Source organism: Nocardia sp. CA-129566 (assembly GCF_050956075.1).
GTDB lineage: Bacteria > Actinomycetota > Actinomycetes > Mycobacteriales > Mycobacteriaceae > Nocardia.
On record NZ_CP192085.1, the window covers coordinates 3,300,151 to 3,324,287 of the forward strand.

The 24,137-nt window shown below is 67.3% G+C and carries 17 protein-coding genes; 7 read left to right on the top strand and 10 right to left on the bottom strand.

The window, feature by feature from the left end; translation table 11 throughout:
• Positions 1–419: 419 nt before the first annotated feature.
• Positions 420–1,085 carry a class I SAM-dependent methyltransferase gene (locus ACQP0C_RS14145; protein WP_433733373.1) on the top strand — a complete coding sequence of 222 codons (666 nt, stop codon included), beginning with the start codon at positions 420–422 and terminating at the stop codon, positions 1,083–1,085.
• Here the strand turns inward: ACQP0C_RS14145 and ACQP0C_RS14150 are convergent.
• The 5 genes from ACQP0C_RS14150 to ACQP0C_RS14170 are packed head-to-tail and all read right to left on the bottom strand — an operon-like array spanning position 1,082 to position 6,401.
• Positions 1,082–1,711, bottom strand: a complete 630-nt coding sequence (locus tag ACQP0C_RS14150) for a TetR/AcrR family transcriptional regulator (protein ID WP_433733374.1) — start codon at positions 1,709–1,711, stop codon at positions 1,082–1,084. The two genes, ACQP0C_RS14145 and ACQP0C_RS14150, sit on opposite strands and share 4 nt — an antisense overlap.
• A 35-nt stretch (positions 1,712–1,746) precedes the next feature.
• Positions 1,747–3,258 carry a flavin-containing monooxygenase gene (locus ACQP0C_RS14155; protein ID WP_433733375.1) on the bottom strand — a complete coding sequence of 504 codons (1,512 nt, stop codon included), beginning with the start codon at positions 3,256–3,258 and terminating at the stop codon, positions 1,747–1,749.
• An 8-nt stretch (positions 3,259–3,266) separates the two neighbouring features.
• Positions 3,267–4,124: an SDR family NAD(P)-dependent oxidoreductase gene (locus tag ACQP0C_RS14160; RefSeq protein ID WP_433733376.1), complete on the bottom strand. Its 858-nt coding sequence runs from the start codon at positions 4,122–4,124 to the stop codon at positions 3,267–3,269.
• Positions 4,108–5,061: an alpha/beta fold hydrolase gene (locus tag ACQP0C_RS14165; RefSeq protein ID WP_433733377.1), complete on the bottom strand. Its 954-nt coding sequence runs from the start codon at positions 5,059–5,061 to the stop codon at positions 4,108–4,110. The genes ACQP0C_RS14160 and ACQP0C_RS14165 overlap by 17 nt, the downstream gene beginning before the upstream one ends.
• Entirely contained in the window at positions 5,058–6,401 is a 1,344-nt protein-coding gene (locus tag ACQP0C_RS14170; protein WP_433733378.1) for a cytochrome P450, read from the bottom strand. The genes ACQP0C_RS14165 and ACQP0C_RS14170 overlap by 4 nt, the downstream gene beginning before the upstream one ends.
• 217 nt (positions 6,402–6,618) lie before the next feature.
• Here ACQP0C_RS14170 and ACQP0C_RS14175 point away from each other — a divergent pair, with 217 nt between their 5' ends.
• Positions 6,619–8,190 (top strand): carboxylesterase/lipase family protein, encoded by a 1,572-nt coding sequence (locus tag ACQP0C_RS14175; protein WP_433733379.1) that lies wholly within the window; start codon positions 6,619–6,621, stop codon positions 8,188–8,190.
• Between the two features lie 210 nt (positions 8,191–8,400).
• The gene (locus ACQP0C_RS14180; protein WP_433733380.1) at positions 8,401–9,690 is read left to right on the top strand and encodes a DUF445 domain-containing protein; all 1,290 of its coding nucleotides are present in this window, start codon (positions 8,401–8,403) and stop codon (positions 9,688–9,690) included.
• A 49-nt stretch (positions 9,691–9,739) separates the two neighbouring features.
• On the opposite strand, the gene lexA is transcribed toward ACQP0C_RS14180, so the two are convergent.
• On the bottom strand, positions 9,740–10,450 hold the full coding sequence (lexA, locus tag ACQP0C_RS14185; protein WP_433733381.1) for a transcriptional repressor LexA: 711 nt from the start codon (positions 10,448–10,450) through the stop codon (positions 9,740–9,742).
• Positions 10,451–10,675: 225 nt separating this feature from the next.
• On the opposite strand from lexA, the gene ACQP0C_RS14190 reads away from it, so the two are divergent.
• The 3 genes from ACQP0C_RS14190 (at position 10,676) to nrdR (ending at position 13,169) form a co-directional block, all read left to right on the top strand.
• Positions 10,676–11,110 (top strand): hypothetical protein, encoded by a 435-nt coding sequence (locus ACQP0C_RS14190; RefSeq protein ID WP_433733382.1) that lies wholly within the window; start codon positions 10,676–10,678, stop codon positions 11,108–11,110.
• 154 nt (positions 11,111–11,264) lie between these two features.
• Positions 11,265–12,518: a hypothetical protein gene (locus ACQP0C_RS14195; RefSeq protein ID WP_433733383.1), complete on the top strand. Its 1,254-nt coding sequence runs from the start codon at positions 11,265–11,267 to the stop codon at positions 12,516–12,518.
• Between the two features lie 174 nt (positions 12,519–12,692).
• The gene (nrdR, locus tag ACQP0C_RS14200) at positions 12,693–13,169 is read left to right on the top strand and encodes a transcriptional regulator NrdR (protein ID WP_433733384.1); all 477 of its coding nucleotides are present in this window, start codon (positions 12,693–12,695) and stop codon (positions 13,167–13,169) included.
• A 48-nt stretch (positions 13,170–13,217) separates the two neighbouring features.
• Here the strand turns inward: nrdR and hrpA are convergent, their stop codons facing one another.
• The 3 genes from hrpA to ACQP0C_RS14215 all read right to left on the bottom strand — a co-directional run bounded on the left by hrpA (position 13,218) and on the right by ACQP0C_RS14215 (position 19,871).
• Positions 13,218–17,603 carry an ATP-dependent RNA helicase HrpA gene (gene hrpA / locus ACQP0C_RS14205; protein WP_433733385.1) on the bottom strand — a complete coding sequence of 1,462 codons (4,386 nt, stop codon included), beginning with the start codon at positions 17,601–17,603 and terminating at the stop codon, positions 13,218–13,220.
• A 138-nt stretch (positions 17,604–17,741) separates the two neighbouring features.
• Positions 17,742–18,998: an MFS transporter gene (locus ACQP0C_RS14210; protein ID WP_433733386.1), complete on the bottom strand. Its 1,257-nt coding sequence runs from the start codon at positions 18,996–18,998 to the stop codon at positions 17,742–17,744.
• Positions 18,999–19,025: 27 nt separating this feature from the next.
• Positions 19,026–19,871: a patatin-like phospholipase family protein gene (locus tag ACQP0C_RS14215; RefSeq protein WP_433733387.1), complete on the bottom strand. Its 846-nt coding sequence runs from the start codon at positions 19,869–19,871 to the stop codon at positions 19,026–19,028.
• A 438-nt stretch (positions 19,872–20,309) separates the two neighbouring features.
• Here ACQP0C_RS14215 and ACQP0C_RS14220 point away from each other — a divergent pair, with 438 nt between their 5' ends.
• Positions 20,310–21,533, top strand: coding sequence for an aspartate aminotransferase family protein (locus tag ACQP0C_RS14220; RefSeq protein WP_433734543.1), 1,224 nt, complete (start codon positions 20,310–20,312; stop codon positions 21,531–21,533).
• A gap of 223 nt (positions 21,534–21,756) precedes the next feature.
• Here ACQP0C_RS14220 and ACQP0C_RS14225 read toward each other — a convergent pair whose 3' ends face one another.
• A complete protein-coding gene (locus tag ACQP0C_RS14225; RefSeq protein ID WP_433733388.1) occupies positions 21,757–23,940 on the bottom strand; it encodes an acyltransferase family protein in 2,184 nt (727 codons plus the stop codon).
• Between the last annotated feature and the right edge of the window lie 197 nt (positions 23,941–24,137).

The window sequence follows — 24,137 nt, forward strand, 5'->3', positions numbered from 1 at the left end:
GACCGCCGATTGTAACGCGGTGCAGCGCAGGGTCCTTCGGCCTCGAATCCAATGACCAAAAGCTCTGACGCCGAGGATTGACATCGCATATATAAGTCGATGGAATCGCAATGCGGAGAGGCGCAAATCGATATAAATTCCGCCAAGTTGTTAACAAACAAGAGTTGCAATGCGATATGTCTTTGTCTGAAATTGGCGAATCGGTCCGCTGTGTATTCGCCGCACTGATGTGCCACCGGGACGGCGGCGATAGGTCAGCTGCCGGTTCCCGCCGGATTTCCATGGCGATGTGCGCCGCTGGACCACTACGCCTGGCGCAGTATGACCGTGCGAGCGGCGGCGATCGCGTCCAGCAACGCTTGGCGCGTCGATGAGCGTCGGCCTAGCCTGGACTCCCAGCGCGCGATGAGGAGACGACTGTGCCCGATGTCCGTGAAGTGTGGCAGAGCCGAACATGGGGGAGCCTCGGTGCGCCGGTGTACGACTTCGTCCTGGATCATCCGGGGCTGGCCCGGCCCGCCGGACAGGTGCTCTGGGGCTGCGACACCCGCCGGATGTACGCGGCGATGGACATTGTCAACGAGCTGCCGGGGGACTCCGCGCTACTGGATCTGCCGGTCGGCGGCGGGGTGACACTGCGCCGTCTGCGACCTGGGCACAAGATCCGGTACGTGGCGGCCGACATTTCCGATGACCAGCTGGCGGCGGCGCGCCGCGCGGCCGAGCGCGCCGCAGTGTCCGGTATCGACTACGTGCGTGCGGATGTGGTCGACCTGCCCTTCGCCACCGATGAATTCGACCTGGTGGTGACCTTCGCCGGCCTGCACTGCATGCCGGATCCGGCCGCCGCGGTCGCCTCGCTCGCGCGGGTGCTCGCGCCGGGTGGACGGCTGGTCGGCAGTTGTGTGGTGCGCGGTGTCCGGCGGCGCTTCGACCTGCATATGCGGGTGATGCGGGCGATCGGGGTATTCGGTCCGTCCGGCACTGCCGCCGATCTGTCGAGCTGGATCGCCGCGGCGGGGCTGCGGGAAGTGGAACTGGTGTGCAATGGTGCGCTGGCCCAGTTCACCGCGGTGAAGGGCTAGCGCGGCGGCTCGTAGCGGGGGCCGACGAGGGCGATGGCGGTATCGACGGCGACGTCGATGATCTCGCTGATATCCCGTCCCTGCTCGACGGTGGATGCGATGAGTTCGCGGTAGCCGCCATAGAGGATGGTGGCCATCTGACGGGTCGGCCGGTGCAGTCCGGGGGCCTCGAATCCCGGTGTGGCGGTGAGGCTTTGGATGAGATTGATAAAAGCCTCGCCCGCGTCGTGTTGAACCTGCCGGGCGGCCTCGCCGAGGGCGGGGATGTCGCGGATCCAGGCCAGGGTGATCGTCGGATCCTGTTGCGACGCGCCGATCCAGGCCTCGATGGCCTGCCGGACCTGGGTGCGCCAGGGCGCGCTGGCGTCGACCGCATCGTAGATCTGCTGGACCGTCTCGCTATTGCGCTCGGCGAGCAGCGCGATGAAACAGTCCTGCTTGCTGTCGAAATGCTCGTAGAAGGTGCGGCGGGAGGTACGCGCGTTGCGGACCACATCGGCGACGGTCGTCTCGCGATAACTGCGCTCGCGCACCGCCTCGGCCATCGCGTCGAGCAGCCGACGCCGGAAATCGGATCCCGGCGCGGCCTCGGCGGCGCTGCTGGCGGCGGGCTCGGCACGGGTCACGAGAATCAGGTTAGTGCGCCCCGCCGCCACGGCGATCATGACCTCACCCGCACCGGAACCGGCTCGCCGAGTGCGGTTCGGCTCGCGAACCTGATGGTGCCGTCCTCGATTCGCCCGTGGCGCAGCGCGAGCACATCGTGGGCGTAGTTCATGCCCAACCGCCAGGGCCGCCGCGAACCCGCACGTGGGAACCGGTCGATGGAGCGCTGGACATATCCGGATTGGAAGTCCAACAGCGGCGCCGTCTCGATATCCGGATCGGGCCACGGCACGCACTGGTCGTAGCCGTTGGCATCCATATGCCGCAGCAGTCGGCAGACGAATTCGCCCACCAGATCCGCCTTCAATGTCCAGGACGCATTGGTATAGCCGATGGTGAACGCGAAGTTGGGGACACCGCTGAGCATCATGCCCTTGTAGGCCATGGTCTCGTGCAGCGCGATCGCCGCACCGTCGACGGTGAACTCGATTCCGCCGAAGGCCAGCAATTGCAGACCGGTCGCCGTCACCACGACATCGGCCGGCAGGTCCGCGCCAGAGCTCAGGCGCAGGCCCTCGGCGGTGAACCGGTCGATGCGATCGGTCACCACCGCGGCGCGACCGGCCCGGATCGCGCCGAACAGGTCCCCGTCCGGTACCAGGCACAGCCGTTGATCCCAGGGGTTGTAGGTCGGCTTGAAGTGGACGTCCACCTCGTAGCCGGTGGGCAGTTGCGCGGCATTCTGCTTGCGGATGAGATTGCGGATCATTCGGGGACGTCGCTGGCTCAGCTGGTAGATGAGGGTGCCGATGAGCACGTTCTTCCAGCGGGTGATGGTGTAGGCCCGGCGTGGTCCGAGCCGTTCGCGCAGCCGGATGGCCACCGCGTCCTCGGTGGGCACGGACATGATGTAGGTGGGCGAGCGTTGCAACATGGTCACCTGCGCCGCTTTCTCGGCCATGGCGGGCACGAGCGTCACCGCCGTGGCCCCGCTGCCTATCACGACGACGCGCTTGCCCTCGTAGTCCAGGTCGGTGGGCCACTGCTGCGGATGTACCAGCTGCCCTCGGAATTCCTCGATTCCGGGGAATTCAGGGGTGTAGCCCTCGTCGTAGCGGTAGTACCCGCTGCAGACGTAGAGGAAGCCGCAGGTGAGCGTCGAGCTGGTGCCGTCGCATTCGACCGTCACCGTCCAGCGTGCCTCGGCCGTCGACCAGGACGCACCGATGACCTTGTGCCCGAATCGGATTCGCCGATCGATTCCGGCATCGGCCGCGGTATCGCGAATGTAGTCCAGGATCGACGGTCCGTCGGCGATGGCCGCGGCCTGCGTCCACGGACGGAAGCGATAGCCGAGGGTGTGCATATCGGAATCCGAACGCACGCCGGGGTAGCGGAACAGATCCCAGGTGCCGCCGATTGCCGTGCGCGCCTCCAGAATTGCGTAGCTGCGCCCCGGAAACGCGGTCTGCAGATGGTGTGCCGCACCGATGCCCGACAGGCCGGCGCCGACGATCAACACATCGAAATGCTCGGGCCGACCCGCCTCCGGGCCGGGACTCCTCATCGAATCCCTCATACCGTCGCTCCCGCCTCGACGCGGGCGCGCAGCCGCCGCTCCAATACTGTGTATATGTCGTAGTAGCGGGTCGGCGTCACGCGTGCGAGTGCGTCGAATATGTAGGCATCCGGTCCGACCAGGATCCGGGACTTCCCGCGCTCCACTCCGCGACAGATGATTTCGGCCGCCTTATCCGGCGAGGTCATGGTCAGCGCCTCGAATTCGGCCGCCATCTGTTCGTGCGAGCGGCCGCGTCCCTCGGGATCCTTTCGAAACCTGGCATTGCGCGCGATATTGGTGGTGATTCCGCCCGGATGCACATTTACCGCGGACACTCCGGTACCCCGAAGCTCTTGGCGCAGTGCGTCGGTGAAGCCGCGCACCGCGAATTTCGCCGCACAATAGGCACTTTGGTATGGCATGCCGACCAATCCGAATACGCTGGAGGTATTCACGACGACGCCCTGATCCTGTTCGACAAGAATGGGCAGAAATGCGCGTGTGCCATTGACGACGCCGTCGAAGTTGATCTGGCGCAGCCATTCATCGTCTTCGGGTACCGCGTTGAGCACCGACGACGACACCGCGACACCGGCATTATTGAATACCGCCGCCAACGGCTCGGTCAGCCATTCGCGCACCTCGGCGGCGAAGGCCAGCTGATCGGCGGCATCGCGCACATCGAGGACCCGAGTGAGCACCGAACCGCTCAGCGACGAGGCCGTCTGCTTCAATCCGGTCTCATCGATATCGGCGATCGCCACCGGTGACCCACGGCGGGAAAGCAATTGGGCGAGACTGCGGCCGATGCCGGAGGCGGCGCCGGTGATCATGGCGGGACGGCCGGACAGTGGCCTAGCGGTGCGGGGCATCGGTGCTCCTGGCGGTGCGGATATGGGTGTCGATGAGGTCGGTGAGCGTCGGCCGGACACCGACGGGCAGATCGTGGCCCATGCCGGGCAGGGTGTGCAGGCGCGCGCCGGCAATGGCGCCAGCGGTGACCGTGCCGCCGGTCGGGTTGACCATCAGGTCGCGGTCACCGTGCAGGATCAGGGTCGGGGCGACGACAGCGCCGAGTTGCGTTGTCCGGTCACCGGATTTGAGGATGCCCGCCAGCTGACGGCCCACCCCGGGCGCGGGATGCGGATCGCGATCCCAGGTCGTCGCCGCCGCGGTGCGCACCGCGGATTCGTCGAACGGATAGCCCAGCGAGCGGATGTGCCGATACATGCGCACCGAGCGATCGATGTGCTCGCTGCGGTTGCGCGCCGGTCGGCCGAACATCAACCGCCAGGTGGACAGGGCCGGTCGCCCCACCCGCGCCGCGCCCGTGGTCGACATGATCGAGGTCAGCGACGCGACGCGGTCCGGATAGCGGGCGGCGACGGTCTGCGCGATCATCCCGCCGAGTGACATGCCGACCAGATGGACCGAGCCCAGCTCGAGCGCATCGATCAGACCCACCGTGTCGGCGGCCATGTCGTTGAGATCGTATTGCGCTGTGTGCCAGCGCTTTCGCAGGAAATCGAGCGGACCCGGCGGCGGGAAACCGAAGTGCGTCGACTTCCCGACATCGCGATTGTCGAAGCGGATGACGTCATAGCCGCGGGCGACGAGGAGATCGCACAGACCGTCGGGCCAGTCGTGCAGTTGCTGACCGAGCCCCGCGACGAGCAGCAGTGGCGTGCCGCCGTCGCCCAAGCGCTCGTAGGCGAGGGTGACCCCGCGGCCCACCTCGGCGAATTGTTCGCGCCCACCCACTGCCTGCCCATCACCGCTCATCGAATCGCCGCGCGATGCTTCGGTCATGCCGTCACCTGCTCGGTCCGCGCGGCCACCGTGGTGGGCGCGGATGCGCGGCGATACACCACGGCGCGCCCCTTCTTGGCGGGCACCAGCGCGACACCGCGGAAGTGTGTGCGTTCGTCCGGCGCATCGGTCGGTGCGAGCGTGAAATCCCTGAGCAGCGTGCGCAATACGACATTCATCTCCATGGTGGCGAATGCCGCACCGATGCAGCGTCGTGCGCCGCCGCCGAACGGGATCCAGCTGAAGGTGCCGGGTCGAACCCCGACGAAGCGGTCCGGGGTGAAGGCGCGGGCGTTGGGGAACAGCTCCTCGTTATCGTGTACGAGCCGGATGGAGACCAGCACATTCTGCCCCTTGGGCAGCGTCCACCGACCCAGCTGCACGGACTCCGCACGGATCTTGCGGGCCGTCGCATCGATCACCGGGCGGACTCGCTGCACCTCGAGCAGGGTGGCCTCGCGCAGCGCCGAACCACCCTCGTCCACCTCGGCGACCAAGCGGGCCAGCACTTCCGGATGGCGGCGCAACCGCTCGATGGTCCAGGACAGTGTGGTCGCCGTGGTCTCGTGCCCCGCGGTGAGCAGAGTCAGCAGTTCGTCGGCGATCTCACTGTGGGTCATCGCGGTGCCGTCGTCGTAGCGGGCCTGCAGCATCATCGCGAGCACATCGTCGCGGTCGGCGAGTCGGTCGTCGGCGGCGGCGCGGTCGATGAGTCGGCCGACGATTTCGTCGTAGTGGCGGCGGTGTGCGGTGAATCGGGCCCAGGGGCCGAAGCGCCCCAGGAACTTTCGCGGCACCGGCAGCGCGGCCAGCGCCGAGCCGACCAGCACCAGTTTGGGCAGCAATTCGCGCAACTCGTCGAATTCCCTACCCTCGGCGCCGAATACGGCGCGCAGGATCACATTCAGGGTGATCCGCATCATCGAATCCATGGTCGCGAACTCCTGGCCCTGCGGCCAAGTCGCCAGTTCGCGGACGGTCTCCTCCTCGATCAGCGCCTCGTATACGGCGAGACGGCGGCCGTGGAACGGCGGGGTGAGCAGTTTGCGCTGCTTGCGATGTTCGGCGCCCTGCAGTGAGAACAGCGAGCCGGGACCGAGGAACTGGCCGAGATTGACATCGACATTGTCGGCGATATCGGAACTCGCGGTGAACAGCGCCTTCACCTCGGCCGGATCGGATAGCACCACCATCCGGCCGAACCTGGGTAGGTAGACGGTGAATGCCGAGCCATAGCGATCGTGCAGCCTGCGCCAAGCGCGGGTCCGACCCGTCATTACCTCCACGGCCTGAAACAGAGCCGGAGTAGTAGGCCCATCGGGCAATTTCACCGTGGTCATGCGGCACCTCCCAGCGCGGTACATCTGCGTACCATCAGCACGGTACGCGCACGTACCGACTGTGGCAAGGGTCACTTTCGCGCACGCGGCCGAAGTCTTGTTTTCGGTGATTGCCGCCCGCCCGGAGGGTGCGGGTGACTAGCGTTGGTCCGTGCGCAGGCGTCGGCGGGTGACAGCGGACGGGTGGTCAGAGCGGTTTGCCCTGCCCGATCAACCGGTGGCTCGGGGCTGGCTCGCGGTCCTGGCGTCGGTGATCGTGCTCGGCGGTGTGGCACCGGCTCCCGCCGAGCCGATCGCCGCCGACCTCGTCACCATCGAAACCGGTCAGCTGCGCGGCGTGCTGGCCGCGGACCATCGTTTGTTCGCGGGCATCCCGTATGCCGCCCCGCCGGTCGGGGACTTGCGGTGGCGGGCACCGGCTCCGGCCGCGGCGTGGCCGGGTGTGCGCGATGCCGCGGCGGCCGGGCCGAGTTGTCCGCAGGAGAGCAGTGTCTTCGGTCTGCTGGGGGCGAATCCGACGAAGTCGGAAGACTGTCTGTACCTCAATGTTTCGACACCGCGCAGCCTGCCGGCCGACGGCCGTCCGCTGCCGGTGCTGGTCTGGATCCACGGCGGCAGTTTCACCAGCGGCTCCGGCGATATCTACGGTGCCGATCCGCTGATCGCGCACGGTGACGGTGACCTCATCGTGGTCACGATCAACTACCGCCTCGGCGCGCTCGGCTTCCTCGCCGCCTCAGCACTCGACGACGGCTCCGGGGCCGGGAACTACGGCTATCTGGATCAGCAGGCCGCGTTGCGGTGGGTGCGGCGCAATATCGCGGCCTTCGGCGGTGATCCGGAGCAGGTGACCCTGGCGGGCGAGTCCGCGGGCGCCGCGTCGGTGTGCACGCAGCTGGCCGCGCCGAGTTCGCGGGGATTGTTCCGCGCCGCGATCCGGGAGAGCGGCCCGTGCTCGGTCGGTGTGCCGGTCGCGACGGCGGCGGCCGACGGCGACGCCTATGCCGCACGTCTCGGCTGCACCGGACCCGAGACCGCCGCCTGCCTGCGCGCCTTGCCGGTCGCCACATTGGCGAACAATCCCATTTCCGCGACCGTCTACGGTGGATCGTTCCTGCCGACCGGCCCGCAGGCGGCATCGCGCAACGGATCCTTGGCCGCGGTGCCCACGCTCGTCGGTGCGAACAATGACGAGATGGCGCTCTGGGTATACATGAAATATGGTGTGCCCCTTGGTAAGCCGCTGACTGCGGCCGGATATCGCGACGCACTGGCCGCCGCAATGCCCGACCTGACATCGGAGCAACTCGACCGCGTCGAGCAGGTCTACCCGGCTGCCGCCTACCCTCAGCCCGCGCTCGCACTCTCGCGTGCCTGGACCGACCGCACCCTGACCGCGCTGACCGTCGAGTACGCCGCGCTGAGCCCGCACAACCCCACCTACATCTACTCTTTCGATGATCCGGCGCCGCTCGCCCCGCCGAATATCTTTCCGCTCGGCGCCTTCCATGCCAGCGAACTGATATCGCTGTGGAGCCTGCGCAACCTCGGCTGGGTCTACGGTGCCGTGCTCACCCCCGACCAACAGCGCCTCGCCAGCGAAATGCGAAGGTACTGGACTCGATTCGCCATCGACACCCGTCCGGATCCGGACGGCCTCGAACCGATTCCGGCCTACGACCCGGCCGCACCGCTCGTCATGTCCTTCCGCCCCAGGGGAAGCCGCCTCATCGACACCTATGCCGCCGATCATCGAGCCGACTTCTGGGTGACGCTGCTGCCGCGCTGATCGCCTGTCGGTCCGCGAGGCCGACCGATCTCGGGACTGAATCTCATTGGCGCGCTGTCGTTGTGCTTCGCTGTCGCGAACGCGAGCGTCGAAATATTCGTATCCCGTTGGCCTCAGCGGATATAGGAGGTCATGGGGAAGCGGTGTGCCGCTGCCGTCGTGATACAACACTGTAAACTTCGGATCTTCGATCGAGAAGTGGGGTGTGGCGTGCAGTCGTGGTCGTCGATTGTGGCGGATGTGCGGCAGTGGTGGTGGATCTATCTGTCGATGCCGTTCATCGCGGGCGGGATCGGGTGGTTCACCAAGCTGATCGCCATCGAGATGATGTTTCGTCCGCTGGAGTTCGTCGGGGTGCGGCTGGGCCGGATTCCATTGGGCTGGCAGGGGATGCTGCCGCGCCAGGCCGAGAAGATGGCGGGCATCGCCTACGACATGATCAGCACGAATCTGCTGCAGCCGCAGGAACTTTTCGACCGACTGGACGCGGATCAGCTCATCAAGGAGGTCGAGGCGCCGATGCGTCGGGCCGTCGACGATGTCGTGCGCTCCATGGCGATCGACTACTACCCGGGACTGTGGGAGGCGATGCCGGAGGTGACCCGGCGCGCGGTGATCGGGCTGATCCAGTCCGAGACACCGAAATACGCGGTCGCGGCGATCGAGGATGCCAAGCGCGATATCGTGCGGCTGTTCGACCTGCGCGCCATGGTCGTATCGAATCTGACCGCCGATAAAGCGCTGCTGAATCGGATGATGCGCGATATCGCCGGGGCGCAGATGACCACGATCCCGAAGATCGGCTTCTGGTTCGGGCTGCTCATCGGCGTCGGACAGGCGATCATGTGGGCGCTGTTCCGCGAGCCGTGGCTGATGCCGGTATTCGGCTTCGTGAACGGATGGGTCACCGACTTCATCGGGCTGCAGATGCTGTTCCGCCCGCACGAGCCCGAGCGGTACTTCGGAATCTTCACCTGGCACGGGCTTTTCGCGAAGAATCGGCACGAATTGATCCCGCAGTACGCGCATCTGATCGCCGCGGAGCTGCTCACGCCGGACAAGATCGTCGACGCCATCCTGAAAGGGCCCGCGGCGGACCGGGTATTCGAACTGGCCGCCAAATATGTCGATCGGGCCGCGGACGCCGCGCCGAGCCTGGCTAAACCGCTGGTCACGCTGACCGTCGGCACCGACCGGTGGCGGGAGCTGAAGGCGACGGCGGCCGAACGGGTTTTCGCCCACGCCGAGGTCACCACCCAGCAGGCGCACGCCTACACGATGCAGGCCATGGATATCGAGAACACCGTCATCGAACGGATGGGGGAGCTCTCACCCGCGCAGTTCGAGAATCTGCTGCGACCCGCCGTGAAGGAGGACGAGCCGACGGCGATCGCGGTTGGCGCGGTACTCGGCGGGATCGTCGGAGAGCTGCAGATTCTGCTCATCGAGCGGATCACACTCGGGCACTGGGCATGGCCGCTCGGTCTAATGCTGCACTGAGGACGGATCTCGGATGCGCGGACCGATGGCCCGCGCATCCCAACGACTTTCAGATCTTGCGGATGACCGTGACGACCTTGCCGAGGATCTGCGCGTCATTACCCGGGATCGGCTCGAACAGCGGATTGTGCGGCATCAGCCAGACATCCTTGCCGGTGCGCTTGAACGTCTTCACCGTCGCCTCACCCTCGATCATCGCGGCCACGATATCGCCGTTGTCGGCGACATTCTGCTGGCGCACGACCACCCAGTCGCCATCGCAGATCGCGGCGTCCACCATCGATTCACCGACGACCTTGAGCAGGAACAGCGATCCGTCGCCGACCAGTTCGCGCGGCAGCGGAAAGACGTCCTCCACCGCCTGCTCGGCCAGGATCGGGCCACCGGCGGCGATCCGACCCAGGACGGGCACGAAGGTCGGGACCGGCCTACCGGGTTCGACATCCTCGGCGGTCGGCAGGCTGGTCACCGCGCGGACCGCCTCGTCCAAGCCGCGAACATCCACGGCCCGTGGCCGATTCGGGTCGCGCCGTAAATAGCCCTTGCGCTCGAGGGAGCGCAACTGATGGGCGACCGAGGAGGTGGAGGTGAGTCCGACCGCGTCGCCGATCTCGCGGATGCTCGGCGGATAGCCGCGCTCGCTCACCGAGGTGCGGATGACCTCGAGGACCTTGCGCTGACGCACGGTGAGATCCGCCCCGGTTCCGGACGGGTCGGTGCCAACTCCGCTCTCGTCGCCCGTGTCGTCTGTGTGGCTCACCGCAACCGCCCTTTCGTGTGATGGATTTCGTCTACCGAATCTAGTCCGGTTACGCCGATGTATCAAACATCTGTTCGAGGCATGTCGGCGTTTTCTGCTGACATTGTCGGTGGTGCGTGGTAGAAATCGAACACGAGTTCTTCGAACATTTGATCGAACAGCTACCCCCATCGTCTCGTGACATACCTGAGCACCCACTAACTCCCCTTCATGGAGGTTTGTCCGATGAGCACTGCGATCAGCGCCCCGAGCACCGACCTGGAAACCGAGTCCGACCTCGGTTTCGATTCCGTTCCCCGCGTCCAGCGCCCACATCGCGGCGGCATCCGCGCCCTCGATGCCACGCGGGCCGGGGTGGATCGGGGGCCGCGCGGCAGCAGGCCCGGCGGTGCGGTGGCGCTCTACGATCGCGGTCCGGTTCGAACGTCCGCGCTGCGGCAGGCGCGGGGTCCGCATCCGATGGAACGGGTGGAACAGGCGCAGGTCGGCTACGCGGTGCTGGCGGTGGCCGCACTATTGAGCGCGCTGGTGGTGACGGCGCTGATCGGGTTGGCGCATTGGCGTGCCGGGACTTTCGGTGGTGAGACCCCGGCGGCGGTGCCCGCCGTGGTCGAACAGCAATCGGTTCCGGACGGTGCCGGAATCGGTCTGCCGCGATAGCGCTCGGCGAAAGTCGGTGTGGCGGATGGTGACCGGCAGATCTGGCCACCAAGGGTGGCCGAAATTGTCGATTGCAAACTAGAACATGTTGCTACTGTCCCTGAAAACGTGATCCAGGCAACTATGCCGACGAACGATTTCGGGACACCACGCAATGACGCATCGCCGCACCGCTGAACACGCTGTCCGCATTCTCGCCCGAATCGCCGGATTGCTCACCTGTCTTATCTTCGGCCTCACCATGATTCCGGCCGCGCACGCGGCGCCCGCATACCAGGCATATCTGGATCTCCCTGCCGTCAATGGCGACGGCGCGGGCGGCGGTGGCCTGAATCCGGCGCTGCCACTGGACGAATCGACACTGCGCGAAGCACTCGACGAGGCCAGGGCCGACGGGGTGGCGCCGAGCCGCTACGGCACACTGCTGCACCAGTATTGGCTGGTGGTCTCGACCCGCAATGCCGATATCGACCTCGCGGCCTGGGATCCGGGGCTGGGCGTGCGCGCCAACCAGCGCACCTTCAGCGAGGTCTACGTCAACTACTTCCGGCTGGCGAATCAGCATCAGGATTACTGGTGGGCCGGGCTTGCCGGGATAGCGGGCGGCTCGTTCGCCTCGGGCTTCTTCGACCTCAGCGATATCGGCATGGTGCTCGACGTGCCCGGCATCCACCAGCTCGGCAATGCGGTCGCCGACCTGTTGCGCGCCACGCCACCGGAATTGGTGGCCAAGGTGCCCGCCGATATCCGCCTGCTGGCCACCGACGGTGCGCGGCTCAGCGTCGACGATGTCACCTGGTACCAGACCCGGCTGATGATCATGCAGAAGCACATCTTCACCGATCTGGTCCCGATGCACGAGGCCTATGCCGCGCTGGGAATGGCCGGAATCGACGAAATGTTCGCCGCCGGGGTGATCGATGCCAGTATCCGCACCGCATGGCAGTCGATCGATTCCCACACCCAGAGCGGCAATATCGATGCGCTGATCCGCATGACCGATCGTGAGCAGAACCGCGTCATTGCCGACCAGTGGGACGTGACCTCGGCGGGCCGGGGCACGATGGGCCGGGTGCTGACCTATGTGAGCACCGTCGCGGGTAAGCCCGCCGTACCCGGCGTCCGCGCACCCGGTGTCTTCGCGCCCGCGACCGTCAGCGCCGATATCGCCGGTCGCACGGTATCGCTGCGCACCCCGCTGCCGGACTTCAACTGGGCCGACCGCGATACCCGCTGGGCCTACATCATGGGCGACCTGGCGCCGCGCCATGTCGATATGGAGAGCAACCGGTCATTCGCCGAGGTCGTACTCGGCGAATCCTTCTGGAACAAGCTCGCGCACGGCCGGATGACCGCGCGCATCCCGGAACTGATCGCCGATCTCACCCCGCAGTGGCAGCTCGGATAATCGCCCGCGCGCGGGATAGGTGGGACGGGTGAGACGCCTGGTGACCCCTCCCAGGTATCCTGGAACCGATATGGATGTATAGGTCTAGACCCCTGTACACGTGCTCGCCGGATCGGAACGCCGAACCGGAGCCGATTCGGACGCGGGCGCGCGCATCGACGAAGGATCTCTCGGATGCATTGCCCCTACTGCCGACACCCCGACTCGCGGGTCGTCGACTCGCGTGAGGCCGAGGAAGGCGCGGCCATCCGCCGTCGGCGTTCCTGCCCGCAGTGTGGGAGACGATTCACCACGGTCGAGACCGCGATCCTATCGGTGGTCAAGCGCAGCGGTGTCACCGAACCGTTCAGCCGGGAAAAGGTCATCCGCGGTGTGCGCCGCGCCTGCCAGGGCCGCGAGGTCGCCGAGGACGCCCTCAACCTGCTCGCCCAGCAGGTGGAGGACGCGGTGCGCGCCAAGGGTTCCCCCGAGGTCCCCAGCCATGAGGTCGGCCTGGCGATCCTCGGCCCGCTGCGCGATCTGGACGAAGTGGCCTACCTGCGCTTCGCTTCGGTCTACCGCTCCTTCACCTCGGCCGTCGACTTCGAACGCGAAATCGCCGACCTGCGCAAACATCGCGAGGAAGCGACGGTCGCGGCCAGCGCGGACTGACCGCCGCGCCCCTGGAACTACCGGTACCCGACCAGTCCCGGTGGGCCGTCAGCGGCGGATGGCGGCGATGGTCTTTTCGATGCGTTTGGTGGAGACCGGGTAGGGGGTGCCCAATTTCTGGGCGAAGAGGCTGACCCGGAATTCCTCGATCATCCACCAGACCTCGGTGACGTCGGGGGCGTTCTTGCGAGTGTCGGGCAGGGCGTTGACGAGGCGGTCGTAGGCGGTGAGGGCGCGGTCGATCTCGATCATGCCCTGGCGGTCGCGGACGGCCGATCCGGGCAGTGATTCGAGGCGGACGCGCGCGGCCCGGAGGTAGCGGGGGAGTTCGCGCAGACGGGTGCTGCCCCATTCCGAAATGAATCCGGGGAAGACCAGGTCGTCGAGTTGCTGGCGGACATCGTCGGCGATGTCGCGTTCGGAAGTGTCGGCGAGGAGGGAAGAAACCTGGTGTGCCCCAGCCAGAATCGGGACCACCAGGCGCACGATGCGGGCAACGGCGGAGACGAATTCGGGGCGGATCCGCGCGACCAGGGCTTCGAACTGGTCCGGACTGCGCACCGGGCCGCCGGCGGCGGCGATCAGTTCGTCAGCGGCGGCGGCGCGGCAGTCCTCGACGAGTAGGTCGAGTGAGCCGTACGGATTCTGGCTCAGCGCCAGCCGATCCTGCGGCCGCAGACTCGCGGTGACGGTGCGGACCGAGGTCGGCATGGCGGCCAGCACCAGGGTGCGCGTGCCCGCTCGCATGGCGGCGGCCTGTTCGCCGGGCGAGCTGAGCACCCGGACCGCGACACCCTCGCCCTCGGGGACCAGCGCCGGATAACCGGTGACCGTCTGTCCGGCGACCTCGTTGCGCACCGTCGGTGCGACCGTCCCGAGTGATTCCGAGGTCCACACTGTGGCGGGAGCACGCTCGGCACCCGCGGTCGCGCGGGCGACCGAGGCGGAAACCTGTTCGGACAGTCGGGTTTTCAACTGGGTCAGGTTCTTGCCGCGCGCCAAGGTCGTGCCGGAGGCATCGATCGCGGCGAAGGTCATGCGCAGGTGGTCGGGCAGGGCGGCGGGGTCGAGATCACTCGTCGCGATGGTGACCGAACCGAGGCGCGACAGTTCCCGCGCCAGACCGGTGCGCAAGGGTTCGGCACGCGGGGTGAGCGCGGCGAGTGCGGCCGCGGCGAAGTCCGGTGCGGGAACCACGGTGCGGCGCAATGCCTTCGGCAGTGTCTTGATCAGTGCGGTGGCCAGCTCTTCGCGCATGCCGGGGACCAGCCAGTCGAAGCCGACGGCGCGCACATGTGCCAGCTGTTCGACCGGGATCCGCACCGTGACACCGTCATCGTCATTGCCGGGCTCGAACTGGTAGGTGAGCGGGAAGCTGAGCTCACCCTGGCGCCAGGCGTCGGGGAAGTCGGTCGGGTCCAGGACCGCGGCCGCCTCATTGACCACGGTCTCGGTCGAGAAGTCCAGCAGCGCTGGATCTCTGCGCTTGGCGGTGCGCCACCAGCTGTCGAAATGGCGCACCGAGACGATATCGGCGGGGATGCGCTTGTCGTAGAATTCGAAGAGCACCTCGTCATCGACCAGGATGTCGCGGCGGCGGGCGCGGTGCTCCAAATCGGCTACGTCGTCGAGGAGTTCGCGATTGCGGTGGAAGAACTCGTGCCGGGTCTGCCATTCACCCTGTACCAGCGCATGCCGGATGAACAGTTCGCGCGACAGCTCCGGATCGATACGGCCGTAGTCGACGGCGCGGCTGACGACCAGCGGTACGCCGTACAGCGTGACCCGCTCATAGGCCCGCGCCGCACCGCGCTTGGACGACCAATGCGGTTCGGAGTAGGTGCGCTTCACCAGATCCCCGGCGAGGCGCTCGGCCCATTCGGGCTCCACCCGCGCCGCCATCCGGCCCCAGAGCCGCGAGGTTTCGACGAGTTCGGCGGCCATCACCCAGCGGGGCGGCTTCTTCGCCAGGGAGGAGCCGGGGAAGATCATGAACTTGGCATTGCGCGCGCCGAGGAATTCGCGCGATTCGGCCTCGCGGACGCCGATATGGGAGAGCATGCCTGCCAGCAGTGCCTGGTGAATCGCGGTCGAATCCCATGGGGTGCCATCGTTTTCGAGTGCCGCAGCCTGCGGCGGCGCCTCGTCGGCACCACGTCCGCCGCGCGCCGCTTGCGGTCTCGACGTGACGTTCTCGGGTGCGCGGCCGCCCCTGCGACGGTTCGCACCAGCGCCGGAGGTGTCGGTGTCGCGTTTTCCGCGCTGTCCGCCGTCGTTCCCCCGAGCCGGGGCGGAAGTGTCTCGTCCGCCGGATCGTCCACGGCGCGACCTGGTTTCGTCGCCATCCGAGCCATCGTGCGTCGACCATCCGAGCCCCCGCGTGATGGTCCGCAACTGCCCGTGTAGATCCTGCCACTCCCGGATCCGCAGGTAGTGCAGGAACTCCTCGCGGCACATCCGCCGGAACTGATTGGACGACAGCGACTTTCGCTGCTCGTTCAGGTATTCCCACAACCGCAGGTAGGCCAGGAAATCCGAGCCTTCGACCACGAACCGCGCGTGTTCGGTATCGGCGGCCTGCTGCTGGTCCGCGGGTCGCTCGCGCACATCCTGAATGGACAGCGCGGCCACAATGATCAGCACATCGGCCAGACAGCCATTGCGGTGCGCCTCGACGAGCATCCTGGCCATGCGGGGATCGACCGGCAGCTGCGCCATTTCGCGCCCGGTGGGGGTGAGCGTCAGCGTCGCATCGCGTGCGTCGGTGGATTCGTCAGCTCGGATCTGTTTGCCCGCAACGCTATCGGCGCTGCGCCCTCCCTGAGTAGTGCTGGTATGCGTCTCCTCGATGGCGTCCGGTCCGGCGGCGCGCCGCGCGGGTGTCGCGGTGGCGCGCGGCGCGAGTGCGCCCAATTCCTCCAGCAGCGCGATACCGTCTCGGATCGCCCTGCGATCGGGCGCCTCCACGAACGGGAACCTCTCGATATCGCCCAGGCCGAGTGCGGTCATCTGCAGGATGACGGCGGCCAGATTGGTCCGCAGGATCTCCGGTTCGGTAAAGGCGGGCCGGGATTCGAAATCGTCCTCGGAATACAGCCGGATGCAGATGCCGTCGGCGACACGGCCGCAGCGTCCGGCACGCTGGCGGGCCGAGGCCTGGGAAACCTCTTCGATGGGTAGGCGCTGCACCTTGGTGCGCATCGAATAGCGGGAGATGCGCGCGGTACCGGGGTCGACGACGTACCGGATACCGGGGACGGTCAGCGAGGTCTCGGCGACGTTGGTGGCCAAGACCACGCGTCGACCGGTATGCGGGGCAAATACCCGATGCTGCTCGGCGGTCGACAGGCGCGCGTAGAGCGGCAGGATCTCGGTGCGCGGAATCTTCAAGTCGCGCAACGCATCCGCGGCGTCACGGATCTCGCGCTCACCGGATAGGAACACCAGCACATCGCCGTCGCCCTCGGCGAACAGTTCGCGCACCGCGTCGCCGATGGCATCGACCGGGTCGCGATCCACGATCCGGGTGTCCTCGTCGTCCTCATCGGCGCTGCCGGGTAGTTCCAGCGCTAGCGGCCGGTACCGGATCTGCACGGGATAGGACCGGCCGGAAACCTCGACAATCGGTGCGGGAGTGCCCGATTCGTCATCCGACTGCTGCGCGCCGGTGTCGTCTGTTTGCTCCGCGCCGGTGTCGTCTGTTTGCTTCGCGCTGGTGTCGTCTGTTTGCTTCGCAAAGTGCCGCGCGAACAACTCCGGATCGATGGTCGCCGAGGTGATGATCACCTTCAGGTCCGGTCGGCGCGGCAGCAATTGCTTCAGATAGCCGAGCAGGAAGTCGATATTGAGGCTGCGCTCGTGCGCCTCGTCGATGATGATCGTGTCGTAGCGGCGCAGCAGCCGGTCGCGCTGGATCTCGGCGAGCAGGATGCCGTCGGTCATCAGCTTGATGAGCGTGCGATCGGAGGCTTGATCGGTGAAGCGCACCGTATAGCCGACAACGTCGCCGAGTTCGGTGCCCAACTCTTCGGCGATCCGCTCGGCGACGGTGCGCGCGGCCAGCCGCCGCGGCTGGGTATGTCCGATGGTGCCGCGAATGCCCCGGCCGAGTTCCAGGCAGATCTTCGGAATCTGGGTGGTCTTACCCGATCCGGTCTCGCCCGCGACGATCACGACCTGGTTCTCCATGATCGCCTTGGCGATATCTTCGCGGCGCGCGGAGACGGGTAGCTGCTCGGGGTAGCGAATTTCGGGTACCGCGGCGCGGCGAGCCTCGACGCGCTGCTCGGCCGCCGCGATCTCGGCCGCGATATCGGTGAGATCGCCGCCGCGGGCCCGGTCCAGGCTTCGGCGCAACCGGTGTTCATCGCGGAGCGTTACGGCGGCCAGGCGGGTCCGGAGCTCGCGGAGATTCGCGTCGGCTGTCCTGGTCATTGCGATCACCAGGGTAGCGAAACCGGCGCGTCGAATCCGAGGCGGGCGTGAGCATCCGGTGAGCACACCCGTGACCAGGGTGGCGACGGCGTTCGTCGACCGGCTCGGTGCACTGATTGACCGCCAATGCAACCGTGATCAGCCGGGCAGGTCCGCTCCCGAGCGGGCATGACGGAATCCGGATCCGGTGAACACGAGCGCCGAGATCAGCAGCCCGACGACCGCGATCCACAGCGTCCACCGAATGCCGAGCCAGGCGGCCAGCACGCCACCCACCGGTGCGCCGATCACGATCGCGGCCCGGTTCAACGAGCGCATGGTCGCATTCATCCGGCCGAGCAGACGGTCGGGTGTGACGGCCTGGCGGTAGCCCATTTCCAGCGGACTGTCGATGCCGATGGAGACACCGAAAAGGAACTGGGCAGAGCACAGCAGCGCCAGACCACCAACTCCATTGTGCGCCAAGGGGATCAGCGCATATCCCATGGGCGTCAGCCATCGGCAGCCGATGATCATCGGCCCGATGCCGAATCGCCGACCGGCGCGTTCGGCGACCGATGCCCCGGCCACGGCGCCGACGCCGCCGAAGGCGAAGCTCAGTCCGAGTGCGGAAGCGTCGAAGCCGAGTTCGTCGATCACGAAGAGCACGTACACCGTCGACACCACCGCGCTGAAAAAGAACCAGCCGTGCGAGGCGATGGCGAGCGGGGCGAGCATCCGATGCCCGTACACCCAGGTCAGCCCTTCGCGCAGTTCCCTGCGCAGATTCCGGTCGCACGGCGGCTCGGATCGCTCGGCCACGCGCAGCCGCGCCACGATCAGTCCGGAGATCAGATACGACACCGCGTCCACCATGATCGCCAGCGGCGCGCCGACGATCCGGACCAGCCAGCCGCCGATGACCGGCCCGCAGGTCTGCGCCACCGCCGAGGACTGTTCCAGCCGGGCATTGGCGGGGGTGAGCAGTTCCGGTGGCACCAGCGTCGGCAGAAACGACTGATGTGCGGCGTCGTAGGCCAGTGACACCGTGCCGAATGCCAGCACGACCGCGATCAAGACCGGCATGTTCAGGGCGCCGGTCGCCGCCGACAGCGGGATGAGTGCGAGCAGGCCCGCCCGCACCAGATCGGCGGCCACCAGGACCGGCCGCCGCCGATACCGATCGACGAGCACTCCGGCGATCAGACCGAACAGCAGATACGGCAGCCAGCGCGCGGCCCCCAGCACACCGAGCTCGATGGGCGATGCTCGCAGCGTGTCGACCGCGAGCACTTGCAGCGCCAGCGCGGTGATGTAGGTACCGACCAGCGACAAGCTGTCGGCGGACCAGAACCACAGGAATCCGGTGGATGACAGCAGCGGATACCGGGCTCGAACAGGTTCGCTGGTTGTCACGTTCCTCCCCCGACGGTCGGTCTCGGGCTACTGCGCGGTCGGCCAGATCCGTTGGAGGCGTGTGGCTTCCGCGTCCGCATGGACGAATCCGGCTCGGAAGGATGGTATCCAGTGTGCGCGGTCGTGCAGGTCGCTGCCGAAGGCATCGATGGATCGTTGGTCCGGGGTGATCACCAATGACTCTCCGGGCCGCGCGGATTGCAGTTCCGCGTCGAGGGCGGCGGTCGAAAACAGGTGTGCCAGTGGATGAATGGTGACGAGAAGTTCGGCCCCGGCGGCCAGATCCGCATTGGTGGCGGAGTACATGCCGCCGTCCATGAAGCGACGGTCACCGATGGTCATGGGCGGGTAGACGCCGGGCATCGCGCGACTGGCGACCACCGCGTCCGGCAGCGCGGCCCCATCGCATTGATCGAAGACTCGGCGCTGGCCCGAGCTGGCGTCGACGGCGACGACCAGCAATCGGTCCGGCCACTGTGCCGTGCCGATCAGGGTTCGCATGCGCTCGACGTGGACGGCATCGTGTTCGGCGCTCATCTCGAGCGCGATCTCGCCGACTCGTCGCCGCCTGAGCTCCGGTGCCGTTTCGCTATCGCCGAGGACCGCGAACACGCGGCCCAGCGCGCGGGGGTCGGGCGCAGGTAGTTGCGGGTCCGACGGCGCAGGTTGCCGGGGTTCGGCGAGTTCGCCCGGATCTCGGCCGGAAGCGAGGACCGCGCCGACGATCGCGCCCGCGGAGGTGCCGACGATCAGGTCGGCGGCGGCGAGGTCGATGCCGTGCTGGCGCAATCCGGCGGCCAGACCGGCCATCCAGGCGGTGCCGACGACACCACCGGCGCCCAATGTCAGCGCCCGACTCGGAAACTGTTCCACCGCACCGACCTTACGGTCCGATCGAGTAGCGGCTGACAGTGCACCGGCCGCGGCGCGCGTTCGCGGAGCTGCTCGCCCATATCGCCTGCTGGGACGAACACGGGTGGGTGGCTGATGTGGCGCACTGGTTCATGCCTATCGTGATGGTCGTGGACCGGGGGCTGGCGCCGGTCGTACTGGGTTTCCAGGCGGCTGATCGCGGGCTGGTCGGTCCGCCCGCTCGGCTGCGGTGCGTGCACCCTGATCCGTGGGCCGATCGTCGACTGGTATCCGTACCGGTTCAACGATCCGTGCCCCGACAGGGATGGGTGGCGGTTCGGTGGTCCCGGTCATCGGGTTCGCGCTACTCGCACTCGCGGTGGTCGCGCTCGGTGAATCGGGCTGCGGCCGGTGCAGTGCGGACGAAGTGATGTGGTTGTCGAGGTAGAGGTGGTCGATATGGGTGCGCTATGGCACGGGTTCGCCGATATGGGCGCCGTCGAACGCGACGGTGCGTTCGTCGTGGCGCGCGGTGCGGGTGCCTACGTCTACGACCAGGCGGGGACCAGGTATCTGGACGCGACAGCCGGGCTGTGGTTCACCAATGTCGGGCACGGTCGCGCGGAGATCGCCGACGCGGTCGCCGAGCAACTGCGCACGGTCGCGCACTACTCGAACTTCGGTGATTTCACCGAACCCGCCACCCAGGAATTGGCGGAGAAGCTGGCGAGCATCGCACCGGTGCCCGGCAGCAAGATCTTCTTCACCTCCGGCGGCTCGGATTCGGTGGACACCGCCGCGAAACTCGCCCGCCGCTACTGGCACGAGCTGGGTCGCCCGGATAAGACGATCGTGGTCGGACGTCAGCGCGCGTATCACGGAATGCACGTCGCGGGAACGGCTTTGGCAGGTATCCCGGTCAATCGGGAGGGCTACGGCGAGCTGATGCCCGATGCCCGCACCGTCGCATGGGACGATGCGAAGGCGCTGCTCGCGCTCATCGAGGAGATCGGCGCGGAGCGCATCGCCGCCTTCTTCTGCGAACCCATTATCGGCGCGGGCGGGGTGTACCTGCCGCCGGAGGGTTACCTCGCCGAGGTCCGCCGCATCTGCCGCGACCACGACATCCTCTTCGTGATCGACGAGGTCGTGACCGGCTACGGCCGCATCGGCGGATCCTGGTTCGCCGCAACCCGTTTCGACCTCGAACCCGACCTCATGACCACCGCCAAGGGCCTCACCTCCGGCTACGTCCCGATGGGCGCGGTCTTCATCGCCCCCCATATCGCCGCCCCCTTCTTCAGTGGCGGCGTCTGGTGGCGCCACGGCTACACCTACGGCGGCCACGCCGGGGCCGCCGCCGCGGCACTGGCCAACCTGGCCATCGTCGAACGTGAGGGCTTGCTCGACGAGGCGAAGCGCCTGGAATCCACCCTGCACGAGAAGCTCGCTCCGCTCGCGGATCATCCGCGCGTCGCCGAGGTCCGCAGCGGTCTCGGCGCGGTCGCCGCGATCCAGCTCGCCGATCCCTCCGAGGGCCTGCCGCTGGTGAAAACCCTACGGGAACACGGCATCTCGGGACGCGCCGCCGGTCAGGGCGCCATGCAGATCTCGCCGTCGTTCGTGATGACCGACGACCAGGTCGACGAACTCGTCGAGGGCTTCACCCGCGCTCTGGGCTAGTTGGCCGATCGCAGCGACGTTGGCCCGGGTTGCACGTTGGAGCTGTCGACAGTGCGACCCTCAACCCTGGACGGCGTTCCCAGGTGTTGGTGCTGGCCGTGGCCGGGCTGGTGTGTCTCAGGAATGCCGGATTTCGCACGCAGTGGCACCGGAGGCGCGCGCGGCGCTGCGATCCTGATCAGCTCGGGCCGGAGGTACCCGATTTCGTTCGCGCCCACCAGGTTCAGTTGCGGGCGAGCGCGCGGTCGGCCAGTGCGGCGACGATCGGCGTGAGCGACTTGGCGTAGGCGACCGTCAGGTGGTTGTCGTCCCGGTAGATCAGGTTGTTGCGGTTGATGAGCGGGCAGCGGTCGGTGGTGCAGAACAGCGCGGTGAGGTCGGCATACTGCCCGTCGCCCGTCGTCGTCGCGGCCCGTTCGGCTGCGATGCCCGCGTCGTTCACGGCGACCGGCCGCGGCGGGGCGCAGGCCAGCGCGTCGTCCAGATGGTCGGATAGGCAGGTCGGCGCGGTGCTGTGCGGATCCGGAATCGGTCCGAGGACAAGGACATTCGCGCCGGTCGCCCGCAGTTGTGTGGTCAGGCGGGTCAGGCTATCGGTCCAGGCTTGGTCGTAGGCGGTGAACCCGAAGTCGCCGCCGTACCGCCGGGACATGCTCAGCACGATCAGCCGCGGATGCTCGGCCTGCAGCCGGGCCAGGATCTGGTGCCGCCACTGCACACATTCGGTGTACTCCCGGCCTAAGTAGGGGCTGGTGATGGGCAGTTCCATCAGCGGGCAGGTGACCTTGCTCAGCGTTTCCAGGCGCCAATGCCGCTGCTCGGCGATCTGCTCGAACGCCGGGCTCCACATCGCGGCGTGCGAATCGCCCACCAGTGCCACCGTGCTCGCCGAGCCGAGATCGCCCGACGCGCATTCGGGCTGTCCGACATCGAGCCAGGAGCGCACGCAACCGTTTCCGAACACCGTCGCCTTGTCGGCCGGCGCGTCGATGAGCGCCGGGGAGAGATTCGACGGCACCGACTGCGATTCGGCCGATGCCGCGACGGCGGCCTGCACCTGCGCGGTCAGCTGTTGAAGCGCCGCGTCGTGCGGATCAACGGCCTGTGGCGGCGCGTCCGGCGCCGCCACCACGGTCAGGGCCTCGGCCGGTGCGCCGCGGCCCACCGGGACGGGCACGAGCATGAGCAGCACCACACCAACGATGACGCCGACCGCAGTGACGGCACCGCCGCCGGCGAGGCTCAGCACGGCCGAATGCCGCAGAGGCGCCGCAAAACGGGCCCGATCCTCGACGAACCACAGCGTGAGCATGGCGAGGCCACCGGCCGTGACGACCGCGCCCACCGAGCCGGCCGCATCGAGTGGGTGACCGACCAGCCGTGGCGCGAGCAGCAGCACCGGCCAGTGCCAGAGATACCAGGAGTACGAAAGACGACCGAGCGCCCGCAGCGGAGCTGCCGACAGTACGCGACCGACTCCCAGCCGGGGTGCGGCACAGCCTGCGGCGACGATCAACGCGGCACCCAGCACGGGCAGCAGCGCCGCGGTACCGGGATACGGTGTCCGCCCGTCCAAGTGGGTGCAACTCGCGACGATCAATGCCAGCCCCAGCCACCCGGCGACGGTGGCCACCGGTGCCGGAAATCGGTGCCATCCGGGGACCGAGAGCGCCACAATGCCGCCGACAGCCAGCTCCCACGCCCGCGCGGGGAGCGCGAAGAACGCCCACGAAGGCAGTGTGCTGGTCCAGGAAAGTGAAACCGCGAACGACACCGCGGCAACGACCGCGAGGACGAACAGGTACGGAACCGGCGAGGCGTCCGCCGCTGGCCTTCGGCGGTACCGCACAAACCAGGCGACGCCGATGATCAGCGCAGGCCACAGCAAATAGAACTGCTCCTCCACCCCGAGCGACCAGTAGTGCTGAAACGGCGAAGGCGGCGCATCGGCGGCGAGATAGTCAGTGCCTTGCACGGCAAGCCGATAATTTCCCGCGTACAACGCACTGGCGATCCCGTCGCCGAGCACCTCGCGGGCCTGCAGCGGAGGCAACAGCGTCGCCGCACCGACCGCGGTCGCCACCAACACGACGCCCGCGGCCGGCAGCAGCCTGCGCGCCCGGGCGCCGTAGAACCGCGCGAGCCCGATCGTGCCGGTGACCGCCACCTCACGCCACAGCATCCCGGTGATAAGGAATCCAGAGATGACGAAGAAGACATCGACACCGACAAACCCACCACTGACACCGGGCACACCCGCATGAAAGACAACGACGGCCAGCACCGCGACCGCACGCAGCCCCTCGACGTCGGCCCGAAATTCCGCCCGCGCAGGCCGCGCGTTGTCCGTCCGGTCGTCCGAGTCGGCCTGCCGAACTATCAATTCGGTGGCGGCGGTCCCTGTCATAGGACGCATTCTTAGCAGCTATTTTTCGGCTATCGGCGCAACGACATTTGATATTTGTCGACAGGCTCGTCCCGACGCCGCGTGAAAATCTGAAAACCGACCCCCGAGTCGGTACCGCTGGCTCTAACCGTGCCAGGCAGGAAGGAGGGGTGCCAGCCGCGGAACCAGGAACAACCACGCCTGTGCTGGACATCCGG

Bases quoted from the DNA above. Each gene is read 5' to 3' on its own strand.
- ACQP0C_RS14170 (WP_433733378.1), bottom strand. From the start codon at position 6,401: ATGACCACGGTGAAATTGCCCGATGGGCCTACTACTCCGGCTCTGTTT.
- ACQP0C_RS14165 (WP_433733377.1), bottom strand. From the start codon at position 5,061: ATGACCGAAGCATCGCGCGGCGATTCGATGAGCGGTGATGGGCAGGCA.
- ACQP0C_RS14160 (WP_433733376.1), bottom strand. From the start codon at position 4,124: ATGCCCCGCACCGCTAGGCCACTGTCCGGCCGTCCCGCCATGATCACC.
- ACQP0C_RS14190 (WP_433733382.1), top strand. From the start codon at position 10,676: ATGAGCACTGCGATCAGCGCCCCGAGCACCGACCTGGAAACCGAGTCC.
- ACQP0C_RS14225 (WP_433733388.1), bottom strand. From the start codon at position 23,940: ATGACAGGGACCGCCGCCACCGAATTGATAGTTCGGCAGGCCGACTCG.
- ACQP0C_RS14220 (WP_433734543.1), top strand. From the start codon at position 20,310: ATGGGTGCGCTATGGCACGGGTTCGCCGATATGGGCGCCGTCGAACGC.
- ACQP0C_RS14195 (WP_433733383.1), top strand. From the start codon at position 11,265: ATGACGCATCGCCGCACCGCTGAACACGCTGTCCGCATTCTCGCCCGA.
- ACQP0C_RS14155 (WP_433733375.1), bottom strand. From the start codon at position 3,258: ATGAGGAGTCCCGGCCCGGAGGCGGGTCGGCCCGAGCATTTCGATGTG.
- hrpA (WP_433733385.1), bottom strand. From the start codon at position 17,603: ATGACCAGGACAGCCGACGCGAATCTCCGCGAGCTCCGGACCCGCCTG.
- nrdR (WP_433733384.1), top strand. From the start codon at position 12,693: ATGCATTGCCCCTACTGCCGACACCCCGACTCGCGGGTCGTCGACTCG.